The organism is Streptomyces sp. NPDC044704 (genome assembly GCF_056433525.1).
The window spans coordinates 68,409-82,264 of record NZ_JBWKGY010000024.1 but is presented as its reverse complement, the minus strand read 5'-3'; the positions used below and the strand labels follow the sequence as shown (position 1 = coordinate 82,264).

Sequence of the window (13,856 nt, the reverse complement as noted above, 5' to 3'; positions counted from 1 at the left end):
AGAACGGGTGCGGCTACGGGTGCGGCTACACGTAGCCGCGGTCGATCAGTGCGTACAGATCGTCATCGCTGTGGTTTTCCGGGCTCGTCCCCTCCGCGGCTTCCGGGACCCGGGGTGCCTGCGGGGGCGTCTCCGGGGTCTCGGGCTCCTGCGGCCGGAGGAGGGAGAAGAGCCGGCGGGCGAGGGCCTGCGGGGTGGGGTAGGTGAACGCGACGGTGGCCGGGAGCCGTACTCCGGCCGCCGGGGCGAGCCGGTTGCGCAGGGCCACCGCCAGCGAGGAGTCGAAGCCCAGGTACTTGAAGGTGTCCGTCGGCCTCGCTTCCAGGCCGGCGCCCGTCAGGTCCGTGCCCTTCGCCCGCAGCAGCGCCGCCGTTTCCGCGCACACGAGGGTGAGGACCGCGGCTTCCGAGTCCAGGTCCGCGGCCCGGGTGCCCGTCCCGGGTCCGGCCGCCCCCGGTGCGCCCGTCCGGGCGGAGGGGCCGTTCGTGGCGCCGCCGTCGTCGGGCGCCGTCAGCCAGTACCGCTGCCGCTGGAAGGCGTAGTGCGGCAGGCCGATCCGGCGCGGGCGGTCCGCGGCGAACACCGCCTCCCAGTCGACCGGCACGCCGCGCACCCACAGCTCGGCGAGCGAGGCCAGGACCCGGCCCGTACTCCCGTCGTGCTTGTACAGGGTGCCCGCCACCACCGGCGAGGCCGCCAGCGCGTCGGCGGTCTCCTCGACCGCCACCTGGAGCACGGGGTGGGGGCTGATCTCGACGACCGTGCCGTGTCCGTGTTCGATGACGCGCCTCATGGCCGCTTCGAACCGGACGGTCTGCCGCAGGTTGCGGAACCAGTAGGCCGTGTCCAGTTCCGCGGGGTCGATCAGGTCGCCGGTCACCGTCGAGTAGACCGCCACCGGCGAAGGGCCGGGGGTGATCCGGCCGAGCCCGTCCGTGAGCCGGTCCTCCAGCTGGTCCAGCAGCGGCGAGTGGCCGGGGACGGTCGACTTGATGAGCCGGGCGCGCACGCCCCGGGACTCGCAGGCCGCGACGAGCTCTTCGACGACCGCGCTCTCGCCGGAGACCGTGGTGGAGTTCGGGCCGTTGACCGCGGCGATCCCGACCCGGGCTCCCCACGGCTCCAGCAGTTCCCGTACCTGCTGTTCGGGCAGCAGGATCCCGGCCATGCTGCCCTGTCCGGCGACCGTGGCGAGCAGCCGGGAGCGCAGGGCCACGATCTTGGCCGCGTCCGCCAGGGTCAGGACGCCCGCCGTGCAGGCCGCGGCGATCTCGCCCTGGGAGTGCCCGATCACCGCGTCCGGCGTCACCCCCAGGGAACGCCACACCCGCGCCAGCGACACCAGCATCGCGAACAGCGCCGGCTGGACGATCTCGATCCGCTCCATCCACCCGGCCGGCTCCGCGCCGGTCACCACGTCCACCAGCGACCAGTCCACCCAGGGCTCCAGGGCCCGCGCGCACTCGTCGATGCCGTGCCGGAAGACCTCCGACTCGGCGTACAGCCGCCGGCCCATGCCGAGCCACTGCGACCCCTGGCCGGGGAACACGAAGACGACCGGACCCGCCGTTCCGGCGGCCGCCCCGCGGACCACCGTCGCCGCGTCATCGCCCGCCGCCAGCGCGTCGAGGCCTGCCAGCGCCTCCTCGCGGCCGGCGCCCAGGACGACCGCCCGGTGGTCGAACAGCGACCGGGTCGACACCAGTGAGTGGCCGACGTCGGCGGCCGACAGCGAGGCGTCCGCGGCCAGCAGGTCCCGCAGCCGCGCCGCCTGCTCGCGCAGGGCCGTCTCCGACCGCGCCGACAGCACCCACGGCAGCACCGCGGAACCGCCCGCGGAGGCCGCGTCCTCCCCGGCGGGGCGGGGTTCCGTCCGCCGCTCGGGGGCCTGTTCGAGGATCACGTGCGCGTTGGTGCCGCCCATGCCGAACGCCGACACCCCCGCGCGTCGCGGCCGGCCGGGCTCGCCCGGCCAGGGCCGTGCGGCCAGCGGGACCTCGAAGTCCTCGTGGAAGTCGGGGATGCCGGGGTTGGGGGAGCGGAAGTTCAGGCTCGGCACCAGCCGGCCGCGGTCCACGCAGAGGGCCGCCTTCACGAAGCCGACCATGCCGGCGGCGGGCTCCAGGTGCCCGACGTTCGTCTTCGCCGAGCCGATCGCCAGGGGGCGGCTGCGGCCGGTCTCCCGGAACACCCGGCGCAGGCCGGAGATCTCGGCCGGGTCGCCCATGCGGGTGCCGGTGCCGTGGGCCTCGACGTAGTCGACGCTGTCGAACGGTACGGCCGCGCGGTCGAGGGCGGCCAGCACCGCGGCCGCCTGCCCTTCGGGGCTGGGATCCGGCATCCGGGTGGAGGCGCCGCCGTTGCCGACGCCCCAGCCGCGCACGACCGCGTAGACGTGGTCCCCGTCGGCGACGGCGAGGTCGAGCCGCTTCAGCACGACGAACGCCCCGCCCTCGCCCCGGGCGAAACCGCCGGCCCGCTCGTCGAAGGTGAAGCAGCGGCCGTCGGGCGACAGGGCGCCCAGGTTCGCCAGCGCGCCTCCCGCTTCCGGGTCGGTGATCAGGTGGACGCCGCCCGCGATCGCCATGTCGACCGCGCCGGCGCGTATCCGTTCGCACGTCAGCGCCAGCGACACGAGCGAGGAGGACTGGCCCGAGTCCGCGCAGAAGCTCATGCCGCGGACGTCGAACAGGGCCGAGATGCGGTTCGCGATCAGCGCACCGCTCGATCCGAGCGCGGCGTAGTGGTCGTCCCGGTCGCTGCCGGACAGCTTGCGGAGCAGGTCGTACCCGGAGGGCGCGGTGGCGACCACGACGTCGATCTCGCGGCCCGCGAGCGCGCTCGCCGGGACGCGGGCGTCTTCGACGGCCTCCCAGGCGAGTTCCAGCCCCAGCCGCTGCACGGGGTCCATGGCGGCCGCCTCCGCCGCGCCCGTGCCGAAGAACTCCGCGTCGAACCCGTCGACGGAGTCGAAGAACGACCCCGACCTCAGGGTGTCCGCGTCCGGATGGGACGTGTACGCCGAGCCGGCCGCCCGGTGGTCGGGGAACTGGCCGACGGTCGACTTCCCGTCGGCCAGCAGGCGCCAGAACTCACCCAGGTCGTTCACGCCGGGAAAGCGGCACGCCATCCCGATGACGGCGATGCCGGCGGCTGCGCCACTCATACGAATTCCTTCCGGTTCCCTCGGCTTACGGCTCGTGCGGGCTGAACTGCTCTCACCGCCGGCCGGCCAGCAGCGTCAGCAGCTCGTCCGGCGCGTCCATGAAGTCGTAGTGGCCGCCGTCGACGACCCGGATCTCGACCGAGTCCGAGTACCGGCGCCAGCCCTCCAGCTCCTCGGCGCTCACGTCGGGGTCGTCGCGCCAGTGCAGGACGACGATGGGGCAGTCGATCCTGACCGGCTCCGGCCTCCGGTAGGCACCCGCGGCGGCGTGGTCGCGGAGCAGCACGAACATCCCCATGTCGATCATGTCCGGCCGGGGTTCGATGCCGCGGCCGCGGAGGAACGACTCCAGTTCGGCGCGCAGCTCGGGCTCGGTCATGGTGAGCATCCGGTCGCGCGAGGCGTCGTGCGGGGCGGGCTGGCCGGACACGTAGAGGCGGTCCGGGCCGGGCAGGCCGAGCTCGGCGAGCCGGAGCACGGTCTCGTACGCCGGCAGCGCGCCCGCGCAGTGCCCGAAGAACGCGAAGGGCCGGTCGAGCAGCGGCTCCAGCGCTTCGGCCAGGCCGGCGGCCAGGTTCTCGTAGGTGCCGTAGTGGGGGTGGCCCAGCCGGTTCTCGCGGCCGGGGAACTGGACCGGGCAGACCTCGGCGTCGCCGATCGCGGCCGGCCAGGCGCTGAAGGCCGACGCCCCGGACCCGGAGAAGGGCAGGCAGAAGATCCGGGCGGGGTGCTCGGCGGCCCCCGGCCGGACGAACCACGGTGAGGCGACGGTGGTGGAGCCGGTTGTCATGGCGTCTGTCGTTTCTGGCCGACGATGGGGAGGTGGGTCATTCCGGCGATGAAGTACGACCGCAGGTGCTCCGGTTCGCCGGCGAGCTCGATCGACTCGAACCGCCGGAGCAGTTCCTCGAAGAAGACGCGCAGCGTCATGCGGGCCAGCGGGGCGCCGATGCAGAAGTGCGGTCCGAACCCGAACGCGGCCTGGCGCTTCGCGCCCTCCCGCGTGATGTCGAAGGTGTGCGGGTCGGGGAACAGGGTCTCGTCGCGGTTGGCCGACCCGATCCACGCCACGACCGCGCCGCCGGCCGGGATCGTGCCCCCGCCGATCTCGACGTCGTCGACCGCGTACCGCATGAAGTTGCAGGCGGCCGACGTCCAGCGCAGCCCTTCCTCGACCAGGTTCGGTACCAGCGACAGGTCGGCCGCTGCCTTGTCGAACTGTTCGGGGCGCTCGATGAGCGCCTGCACGGTGCCCGAGACGGTGTGCGGGGTCGTGACGTTGGCGCCGAGGAGGATGCTGTAGCCGTCGAGGGCGATCTCCTCGTCGTCCAGCGGTTCGCCTCCCGGGCGGACGCTCATGAGGTGGTGGAGGAGGCTGTCGCCCTCGTCCCCGGTGTCCCGCCGCTCCTTGACCCAGTCCTTGACGTAGGTGACGAGCTCGTGGTGGGAGATGGCCAGTGTCGCGGCTTCGCTGCCCAGCCGGAAGTGCGGGTCCGAGGGGGCCGTCACCATCGCGGTCAGCCGGACGAGCTCTTCCCAGTCCTTCTCCGGTATCCCGAGCAGCGGGCCGGTGACCAGCGCCGGGAGGAGCAGTGCCTGCTCGGCGAGGTCGAAGGTGGCCCCGTCGAGCGCCGGCTCCAGGAAGCGCACGACCGTCGCGCGGATCCGGTCCTCCCAGGCCTTCACCGCGCGCGCGGTGAGCTTGGAGCCGAGGGGCCGGCGGACCTCGGTGTGCCGCGGCGGGTCGGTGGAGGTCATCAGCACGCCGGCGGCGACGTCGTCCGTCCCGAGGTGGGTGGGGACGGTGCCGCGCTCGGAGGTGAACTCCCGGTGGTCGCCGAGCACGCGGCGGACGTCCTCGTACCGGGTCACGGACCAGAACTCGCGGCCGTCCGGCAGGACCTGGTGGTGCAGGGGCGCCTCGGCCCGCATCACGTCCCAGACCGGGTGCGGATCGCCCGAAGCGTAGAGGTCCAGGTCGAACAGGTCGACGTCGTCGAGGTCGATGTCGCGCCCGGGACCCGGCGTCAGTCTCACGCCGCGGCCCTCCCCTGCTCGATCAGCTCGGCGACCCGGGCCGGGGTCTGGGCCAGGTAGAAGTCGCGGACGGACAGCTTGACGCCGTAGTCCTGCGCCACCCGCTCGATGATCTTGATGCCGATCAGCGAATTGCCGCCGCGCACGAAGAAGTCGTCGTCCACCCCGACCTCGCCGGAGGTGAGGAATTCCCCCCAGAGCTCCGCGATCTCCTGCGCCAGCGGCACCGGCGCGCCCGGAGGCGCGTCCTGTCGCTGCGACGTCTCGTCCTGTCCACCTCGCGGGTGGAGCACCTGCGGCGACGATTCCATTGCCCGTTTTCCTTCCTCCGCCGACCGGGAATGCCCGCTCGCGTCCTTTTCGGTCCTGTCCCGGTCCGTCATCGCCGTGACGGGCGCTGCGGCCCTTCACGCTGTCCCGCCGGCGAGACGAATTCTTCGAATGGCCGAATGGAGCGTCGCGTGAATGCGCGTCCGCGCACACCGCATCGGCGGTGTCCGGCGTTTCACCGCCCGCGGGGTTGAGAGTGGACCGGCCGGCCTGCATGCCGGCGCCCGGAGCAGCCGCCCGTCCCGCCGGCGGGACAGGCAAGCGCGGCTGCGGCCCGTCCCGTACCGGCCCCGGCGTTCCTTGACCGGCTGATCCGCGTTCAGTGAACGTGGGGGTGATTCAACGACGTTAGAGGCGCAGTGGAGTGAGGGGGAACGACGTGGGACACACCGGCATGGATGCGGACGTGGTGATCGCGGGGGCCGGGCCGACGGGCTTGATGCTCGCCTGCGAACTGCGGCTGGCGGGCGTCGAGGTGGTGGTGCTGGAGCGGCTCGCGGAGCGGACGGGCGAGTCGCGGGCCGGTGGAATGCATTCCCGGACCCTTGAGGTTCTGGACCAGCGCGGAATCCTGGACCGTTTCCTCGACGTCGGCGAACCGCAGCCGGTGGGCCATTTCTCCGGCCTTTATCTGGAATTCGACGAGCACGAGTCCAGGCACCCCTACCCGCTGATGATCCTGCAGTCCGCGATCGAGCAGCTGCTGGAGGAGCGGGCCGCCGAGCTCGGCGTGCGGGTGCGCCGCTCGTCCGAGGTGTGCGGGATCCGCCAGGACGAGGACGGCGTGACGGTCGAACTGCGTACGCCGCAGGCGCCGCCCTCGACGCTGCGTGCCCGCTACCTCGTGGGCTGCGACGGCGGGCGCAGCACCGTGCGCAAGCTGGCGGGCATCGACTTCCCCGGTACTGCGGCGACGATGACCGCGCTGATCGGCGACGTCGAGCTCCCCGGTCTGACCGAGGACTACGTCTGGGTGCGGCGCTGTGCGGGCGGTGACTTCTCGGCGATCGCCTTCGAGCCGGGCTGGTTCCGGGTGATCACGTCCGAGTACGACCGCGTCGTGGACCGCGACGAGCCCACGACGTTCGAGCAGCTCCGGGAGTCCCTGGTCAGGCTGGCGGGCACCGACTACGGCATGCGCGCCCCGCGGTGGGTGTCCCGGTTCAACGACGCCGCGCGGCAGGCCGCCCGGTACCGGCAGGGCCGGGTGCTGCTGGCGGGCGACGCGGCCCACATCCACTTCCCGGCCGGCGGGCAGGGGCTGAACATGGGCGTCCAGGACGCGTTCAACCTCGGCTGGAAGCTGGCCTCGGTCGTGAACGGCCGGGCGCCGGAGGGCCTGCTGGACAGCTACCACGCCGAGCGTCACCCCGTCGGGGAACGCGTGCTGCACAACACCAGGGCGCAGTCCGCCCTGGCCCGCCCCGGCCCGCAGACCGACGCGCTGCGCGACGTGTTCAGCGCGCTCATGGTCTCCGACGACGTCAACGGGTACCTGCGGGGCATGTTGACCGCGCTGGACATCCGGTATCCGGTCGACGGCGACCACCAGCTGGCGGGCCGCCGGGTCCCCGACGCCGATCTCAAGACGTCCGTCGGTGCCACCCGCGTCTACGAACTGCTGCACGCCGGCCGCCCCCTGCTGCTCGACCTGGGCGGCGGCGCGGCGGTGGCGGCCGCCGAGGGCTGGGCCGATCGCGTCGACCTCGTCGAAGCGCGGAGCGAGGACGGCTTCTGGCCGGTCCCCGTCATCGGCGAGGTGCCCGCGCCGGCCGCGGTGCTCGTCCGCCCCGACGGCCATGTCGCCTGGGCGGCCGACGGCGCGCCCGACACCTCCGCGCTGCGGGCCGCCCTCACCACCTGGTTCGGACCGGCCCCGCGGGGGTGAGGGAGGTCCGCTCACGACGGCGGCCGCGGAGACCCGGTGGGTCTCCGCGGCCGCCGTCGTGGTGCGGGCCGGACGGTCACGCCCGCTTGTCGAACGTGGAGACCGCCCACCCGTAGCCGAGGAGGGCGATCCCCGCGCACCAGGAGACGGCCGCGATCACGTCACCGCTCGACACGCCGCCGAGCAGCAGCCCGCGCAGCGTCTCGACGACCGGGGTGAAGGGCTGGTACTCGGCGAACTGCCGCACGCCGGCCCCCATCGTGGCCGCGGGTACGAGAGCGCTGCTCAGGAACGGCAGCATGATCAGCGGCACGGTGGCCAGGCCCGCGGACTCCGCGGTCTTCGCGGCCAGTCCCAGGGCGACGGTCAGCCAGCCGGCCGCGAAGCTGACCAGCACGATGACGCCGAAGACGGCGAGCCAGTCGAGGGCGCTCGCGGACGGGGCGAAGCCCATCGCGAAGGCCAGTCCGAGGATCACCGCGCAGGACACCAGGCAGCGCACCGTCGTGACGACGACGTGGCCGGTGAGCACGGAGCCGCGGGAGACGTCCATGACCTTGAGCCGGTTGATGACGCCCTTGGTCATGTCGTCGTTCACGGCCCTCGCGGTGGCGACCAGCCCGTGGCTGACGGCCATCACGAGCAGGCCCGGCGTCGCGTAGTCGACGTAGTCCTCACCGACGCTGAACGCGCCCCCGAACACCTTCACGAACATGATCATGAGCACGATGGGGAACAGGACCGCGTTGAACATCACGACCGGGTTCCGCGCGGTGTGCCTCAGGTTGCGGCGCAGCATGATCGCCGAATCGGCCAACGACGTCGGTACGGTGCTCACCGTGAGCTCGCCTCCTTGCCCTCGTACGCGGGTTCCGTCCCCTGCGGTCCCGTCCGCCCGGTCAGGGCGAGGAAGACGTCGTCGAGGTCGGGTCGGTGGACCGAGAACTCCTGGGCGTCGACCGCGTGGACGTCGAGCCGCTCCAGCAGGGCCCGCACCGACTTCGTCTCCCCGTCGCTCGGCACCCGCAGGGTCAGCTCCTCGTCGTCCCGCGCGGCCTCGACCAGGATCCGGGCCGCCGAGTCGAGTTCGTAGAGGTCGGCGAACCGGAACCGGACGTGGGTGCCGGGCATGCGGCGCCTGAGCGCCTCGGGGGTGCCCCGGGCGGCCAGGCGGCCCTGGTGGAGCACCGCGACCTGGTCGGCGAGCTGGTCGGCTTCCTCCAGGTACCGGGTGGTGAGGAAGACGGTGGTGCCCTCGGACACCAGCTCGCGGACGATCCCCCACATCGTGCGCCGGCTGCGCGGGTCGAGGCCCGTCGTCGGCTCGTCCAGGAAGATCACCTCCGGGTCGCCGACCAGCGTCATCGCCAGGTCCAGCTTCCGGCGCATGCCGCCGGAGTAGGCCGACGCCCGCTTCTCGGCCGACTCCACCAGGTCGAAGCGCTCCAGCAGCCGCGTGACGAGCCGGGCGGCCGCGGGCACCCGCCGGAGGTCCGCCATCAGCCGCAGGTTCTCCCGGCCCGTCAGCAGGTCGTCCACGGCGGCGGACTGGCCGGTCACCCCGATGGCCGCGCGGACCTTCCCGGTCGCGGTCGCCACGTCGTGCCCGGCGATCCGTACCGTTCCGGCGTCCGCCCTGATCAGCGTCGTCAGGACGTTCACCGTCGTCGTCTTGCCCGCCCCGTTCGGGCCGAGCAGGGAGAAGACCGAGCCCTCGGCGACCTCGAAGTCGATGCCGTCCAGGACGGCTTTGTCGCCGTACGCCTTCCGCAGCCCCGACACCGAGATCGCCGAGGTCCTCATGCGCGCGCCGCCCGCTCCCGGTCGCCGGCGCTCTGGGCCTCGATGACGTCCAGCACCTCGCGGCCGGCGTCGACCAGGTACATGTGGTCCCCCGGGAACTCCACGTAGGTGAAGCCGGCCGTGGTCGCCGCCCGCCACTGCCGGGCCTCCTCCGCGGTGACCAGCCCGTCGACGGCGCCGCGCAGCGAGCAGACCGGCACCGTCACGGGCGCGTCGGTGCTCGGTACGTACGCCTCGTGCATCTCGCAGTCGGCCTGGAGCACGGGGAGGATCAGTTCGCGCATCTCGGGGTGGTCGAGGGCCTCGTGCCTGAACCCCGCGAACTCCTCGACCCTGGCGAGGAACTCCTCGTCGGGCAGGCCCGCCGCCCGCCGCTCGCGCTGGGTCCAGGGGCCCGGCGAGCCGCTGACGACCAGCCGCTCGACGTGCACGCCCCGCGCGGTCAGCAGGTGCACCAGCTCGTACGCGAGCACCGCGCCCAGGCTGTGCCCGAACAGCACGACCCGGGCCCCTTCGCCGAGGTCCGCGACGACGTCGTCGACCGAGCCCTCGGCCGCCTCGACGACGTTGCGGTACGGCTCCTCCATGATGCGCCGCTCCCGGCCCGGCAGCTCGACCGAGGTCACGCGCCACCGGCCGGCGGCCAGCTCGCGCCACGGGTGGAAGAACGAGGGACCCGCTCCCGCGAACGGCACGCACAGCAGCGTGGTCTTGTCCCCCTGTTCCGCGGACATGCCGGGTTCTGTCATCCCGACCAACCCCAATCTTCCGTTCGGTGGTTCGTTGACGTGGCCGCGGGGATCCGGGCTCCGGTCATCGCGCGTCCGCCAGCTTGCGGTTGAGGACCTCGAAGACCTCGGACACGGGTCCGGGCAGGTTCATCTCGTGGTGCGTGGCGCGCACGTCGTGCTCCTCGATGGTCCCGAGGACGTAGGGCCGCCACAGGTGGGCGTACATGTCGTCCTTGAGCGTCGCGTGGAAGAACACCACGTCGCCCCGGTAGACCGGGGATTCCCAATCCATCATGAGGTTCGTGTTGTTGGCGAGGACCTTCGACATGTTGTCCAGGAAGTCCTGCTGGTTGCCGGTGCCGATGTACTGGCCGAAGAACTCCTCCAGTTCCCCCCGGTAGTCCGCCACGGTCTTGTTGCGGTGGATGTCCGTCCAGCCCTGGCCGCCCGGCTGGGAGTCCAGGATGGCGGTGAGGGCGATCTCGTGCCCGCGCCGGTCGAGCCCCTCCGCGATGGCCTGGACGAGGGTGCCGCCGTAGGACCAGCCGACGAGGTTGAAGGGCCCTTCCGGCTGGACCTTCAGGATCTCCTCGATGAAGTGGTCGACCATCTCCTCGATCGAGTCCACCAGCGGGTCGACGCCGTCCGCGCCGCGGGACTGAAGCGCGTAGGCCTGCCGGTCCTTCACGTGCGTCACGAAGCTGAAGTACGCCCAGCCCAGACCGCCTCCGCCGTGGAAGAACCACAGGGGCTTCTTGCCCGTGCCGGGGTCGCTGTTCAGCGGCAGCACGACGCCGAAGGGGTTGGCGACCTCGTCGGGGACGGCGCCGGCGAGCAGCAGCGCGGCCAGCTCGGCCACGGTGGGGAACTTGATGATCGTCCTGAGGGGCAGGTCGACGTCGAAGTCCTTGCGGATGCGGACGCTGAGCCGGGTGGCCAGGAGCGAGTGGCCGCCGAGCGCGAAGAAGTCGTCGTCGACGCCGACGTTCTCCTTGCCGAGCAGCTCGCGGAAGACGGCGCACAGCTTCTCCTCGAAGGAGTTGCGCGGCGCCTGGCCGGCCACGGCGGGCGTGTGCTCGGACGGCAGTGCCTGCCGGTCGAGCTTCCCGTTCGGCGTCAGCGGGATCTCGGTGAGCGGGATCAGCGCGGACGGCACCATGTACTCGGGCAGCCGCCCGCGCAGGTGCTCGGACAGCTCGGCGAGCAGCGCGTCCGCCGCGCCGGCCGCCGCGCCCGCCTCGGGCACCACGTAGCCGACGATGCGCTTGTCGCCCTGCTGGTTCTCGCGCACCACGACGGCCGCCTGGGCCACGGCGGGGTGTCCGGCCAGGACGTGCTCGATCTCGCCCAGTTCGATCCGGAACCCGCGGACCTTCACCTGGTGGTCGGTGCGCGCGATGTACTCCAGGAGGCCCTGCTTGTTCCACCGCACCAGGTCTCCGGTGCGGTACATCCGCGCGCCGGCGGGTCCGAACGGGCAGGGCACGAACCGCTCCGCGGTCAGTTCCGGCCGGTCCTGGTAGCCGCGGGCCACGCCGGCGCCGGCGATGTACAGCTCGCCCTGCACCCCGCGCGGAACCAGACGCATCCGCGGGTCGAGGACGTACACCTGGGTGTTCCCGATCGGCGAGCCGATCGCCACGCCCGCTCCCGCCTTCAGCGGCGCCGTGGTGGACCACGTCGTCGTCTCGGACGGGCCGTACCAGTTGCCCACTTCGGCGGCCTGCTCCGCCAGCGTCTCGGCCAGCCGTACGGGGACGGCCTCGGCGCCGGTGATGATCCGCAGGCCCTTGGCGGCCTCCGGCTCGTGCGTCAGCAGCATCTGCCAGAAGCCGGGGGTGGCCTGCACCACGGTGACCTCGTGGCGTCGCAGCAGCGCCACCACGGCCGACGGGTCGGTGACGGCTTCCTTCTTCGCCAGGACCATCGTCGCGCCGGAGACGAACGGCAGGTACAGCTCGGTGTTGGCCATGTCGAAGGAGACCGTCGTGCTGAACAGCATCCGCTCCCCCGGCGACAGCGGGAACCGGCGCCGGGTCGCGGCCACGAAGTTCGCCACCGCGCCGCGCGGGATCGTCACGCCCTTCGGGGTGCCCGTCGAGCCCGACGTGTAGATCACGTACTGGGTGTTCTCCGGGTGGACGCCCACCTCGGGCGGCGAGTCCGGGTACCGGTCGAAGTCGGCGGCGGCCAGCGCGTCCGCGTCGAGCACCAGCACCGGCTTCGCCTGTTCGAGGACGAAGTCGATCCGGGAGCGGGGGTGGTCCGGGTCGACCGGAACGTAGGCCCCGCCGGACTTCAGCACCGCCAGCAGCGCCACCAGCAGGTTCGCGGTCCGGGGCAGGCACACGGCGACCAGCGACTCGGGCCGCACGCCGCGGCCGACGAGCCAGTGCGCCAGCCGGTTCGAGCGCGCGTCCAGCTCCCGGTAGGTGAGGGACTCCTCCTCGGCGATGACGGCGAGCGCCTCCGGGGCCGCCCGCACCTGCCGCCGCACGGCCTCCACGAGTCCGCCGTCCAGGGTCGGCTCGGCGGTGTCGTTCACCTCCTCCAGCAGCCGCTCCCGTTCGCCCGCGATCAGCACGTCGACGTCGGCGACGAGCACGCCCGGATCGGCGGCCAGCTGCTCCAGGACGCGCGCGTACCGGGCGGCCATGTCCTCGACCGTGTCCCGGTCGAAGAGGTGCGTCGCGTACGAGATGTCTCCCCGCAGCGCCCCCGACTCGTCCGTGGTCATGCTGAAGAACACGTCGACCTGGGTGGTCGCCAGGAGGGCCTGGCGGTACTCCACGTCGAGGCCGTCGAGCTCCAGGGACCACTTCTCGGTGTTCTGCCAGCCGCACATCACCTGGAAGATCGGCCGGTAGGCCGCGGAGCGGTCGGGGTTGAGCTGTTCGACCAGCACCTCGAACGGCACGTCCTGGTGCTCGTAGGCCGTCAGCGCCTTGTCGCGGACCTGGGCGAGCAGGTCCGCGAACGTCAGGTCGCCGGAGAGGTCCATGCGGATGACCAGGTTGTTGACGAAGCAGCCGATCAGGTCGTTCAGCGCTTCGTCGGTCCGGCCGGCGATCGGCGTGCCGATCGGGATGTCGTCACCGCCGCCGAGCTTGCTCAGCAGCACGCCGAGCGCGGCCTGCATGACCATCGACATGGTCAGCCCGCGCCCGTCGGCCAGCTTCTGCAGGCCGTTCATCACCTGCGCGCCCACCGGGATGGCGACCGCGTCGCCCTCCGTGCCCGCCTCCACGGACCGCGGGCGGTCCAGCGGCAGGTTGAGCGGCTGCGGCACCCCGTCCAGTTCCCGGCGCCAGTACGCGATCTGCCGCGCGCCGAGGCTGTCGGGGTCCGCCAGGTCGCCGAGCACCTCGCGCTGCCACATCGTGTAGTCCTTGTACTGCACGGGCAGCGGCTCCCACCGCGGTACCCGGCCGGCGCGGCGGGCGTTGTAGGCCGCGGCCAGGTCACGCGCCAGCGGTGCGCCCGAGCTGCCGTCCGAGGCGATGTGGTGGATGACCAGCACCAGGACGTGCTCCTCGGGGCCGGAGCGCAGCAGGCGGGCCCGCAGGGGGATTTCGGCCGTCAGGTCGAACCAGTGCGCGACGGTCTCGTCGACCGCGGCGGAGACGCCCTCGGGCGTCACCTCGGCCACCGGCACCCGCACCTGCTCCCGCGCCCGCTCCGTCGGCAGGATGTGCTGGTAGGGCTCGCCGTCGTCGTCGGTGAGGTAGGTGGTGCGCAGGATCTCGTGCCGGTCGACGATGTCGCGGAGCGCGGCGACCAGGGCGTCCTGGTCCAGTTGCCCGGTCAGCCGGAACGCCGCTGAGATGTTCCAGGTCTCCGCACCCTCCAGCTGGTGCAGGAACCACGTACGACGTTGCACAAATGACAGCGGAATCATTGG

Annotated in this window: 9 protein-coding genes; 1 reads left to right on the top strand and 8 read right to left on the bottom strand. The window is 72.5% G+C overall.

Annotated elements, in window-relative coordinates:
- Window positions 1–25 precede the first annotated feature (25 nt).
- The 4 genes from AC07B0_RS35730 to AC07B0_RS35715 are packed head-to-tail and all read right to left on the bottom strand — an operon-like array spanning window position 26 to window position 5,514.
- The gene (locus AC07B0_RS35730) at window positions 26–3,166 is read right to left on the bottom strand and encodes a type I polyketide synthase (protein WP_478900050.1); all 3,141 of its coding nucleotides are present in this window, start codon (window positions 3,164–3,166) and stop codon (window positions 26–28) included.
- A 52-nt stretch (window positions 3,167–3,218) separates the two neighbouring features.
- Window positions 3,219–3,956, bottom strand: a complete 738-nt coding sequence (locus AC07B0_RS35725; RefSeq protein WP_478900048.1) for a thioesterase II family protein — start codon at window positions 3,954–3,956, stop codon at window positions 3,219–3,221.
- Window positions 3,953–5,203 (bottom strand): cytochrome P450, encoded by a 1,251-nt coding sequence (locus tag AC07B0_RS35720; RefSeq protein WP_478900046.1) that lies wholly within the window; start codon window positions 5,201–5,203, stop codon window positions 3,953–3,955. The genes AC07B0_RS35725 and AC07B0_RS35720 overlap by 4 nt, the downstream gene beginning before the upstream one ends.
- A complete protein-coding gene (locus AC07B0_RS35715; RefSeq protein ID WP_356879816.1) occupies window positions 5,200–5,514 on the bottom strand; it encodes a phosphopantetheine-binding protein in 315 nt (104 codons plus the stop codon). Before AC07B0_RS35715 ends, AC07B0_RS35720 begins: the two co-directional genes overlap by 4 nt.
- A 398-nt stretch (window positions 5,515–5,912) precedes the next feature.
- Between AC07B0_RS35715 and AC07B0_RS35710 the strand changes: the two genes are divergently transcribed.
- Window positions 5,913–7,421 carry an FAD-dependent monooxygenase gene (locus AC07B0_RS35710; protein ID WP_356879818.1) on the top strand — a complete coding sequence of 503 codons (1,509 nt, stop codon included), beginning with the start codon at window positions 5,913–5,915 and terminating at the stop codon, window positions 7,419–7,421.
- A gap of 76 nt (window positions 7,422–7,497) precedes the next feature.
- On the opposite strand, the gene AC07B0_RS35705 is transcribed toward AC07B0_RS35710, so the two are convergent.
- From AC07B0_RS35705 to AC07B0_RS35690, 4 genes are all read right to left on the bottom strand, one after another.
- Window positions 7,498–8,259, bottom strand: a complete 762-nt coding sequence (locus AC07B0_RS35705) for an ABC transporter permease (RefSeq protein WP_478900045.1) — start codon at window positions 8,257–8,259, stop codon at window positions 7,498–7,500.
- Window positions 8,256–9,224: an ATP-binding cassette domain-containing protein gene (locus tag AC07B0_RS35700; RefSeq protein WP_478900044.1), complete on the bottom strand. Its 969-nt coding sequence runs from the start codon at window positions 9,222–9,224 to the stop codon at window positions 8,256–8,258. Before AC07B0_RS35700 ends, AC07B0_RS35705 begins: the two co-directional genes overlap by 4 nt.
- The gene (locus AC07B0_RS35695) at window positions 9,221–9,958 is read right to left on the bottom strand and encodes a thioesterase II family protein (RefSeq protein ID WP_478900043.1); all 738 of its coding nucleotides are present in this window, start codon (window positions 9,956–9,958) and stop codon (window positions 9,221–9,223) included. Before AC07B0_RS35695 ends, AC07B0_RS35700 begins: the two co-directional genes overlap by 4 nt.
- A 79-nt stretch (window positions 9,959–10,037) precedes the next feature.
- On the bottom strand, window positions 10,038–13,853 hold the full coding sequence (locus AC07B0_RS35690) for a non-ribosomal peptide synthetase (RefSeq protein ID WP_478900042.1): 3,816 nt from the start codon (window positions 13,851–13,853) through the stop codon (window positions 10,038–10,040).
- Window positions 13,854–13,856: the final 3 nt, after the last annotated feature.

Coding starts and splice junctions, on each gene's coding strand:
- AC07B0_RS35700 (WP_478900044.1), bottom strand. CDS start 9,224: ATGAGGACCTCGGCGATCTCGGTGTCGGGGCTGCGGAAGGCGTACGGC.
- AC07B0_RS35715 (WP_356879816.1), bottom strand. CDS start 5,514: ATGGAATCGTCGCCGCAGGTGCTCCACCCGCGAGGTGGACAGGACGAG.
- AC07B0_RS35725 (WP_478900048.1), bottom strand. CDS start 3,956: ATGACAACCGGCTCCACCACCGTCGCCTCACCGTGGTTCGTCCGGCCG.
- AC07B0_RS35730 (WP_478900050.1), bottom strand. CDS start 3,166: ATGAGTGGCGCAGCCGCCGGCATCGCCGTCATCGGGATGGCGTGCCGC.
- AC07B0_RS35695 (WP_478900043.1), bottom strand. CDS start 9,958: ATGTCCGCGGAACAGGGGGACAAGACCACGCTGCTGTGCGTGCCGTTC.
- AC07B0_RS35690 (WP_478900042.1), bottom strand. CDS start 13,853: ATGATTCCGCTGTCATTTGTGCAACGTCGTACGTGGTTCCTGCACCAG.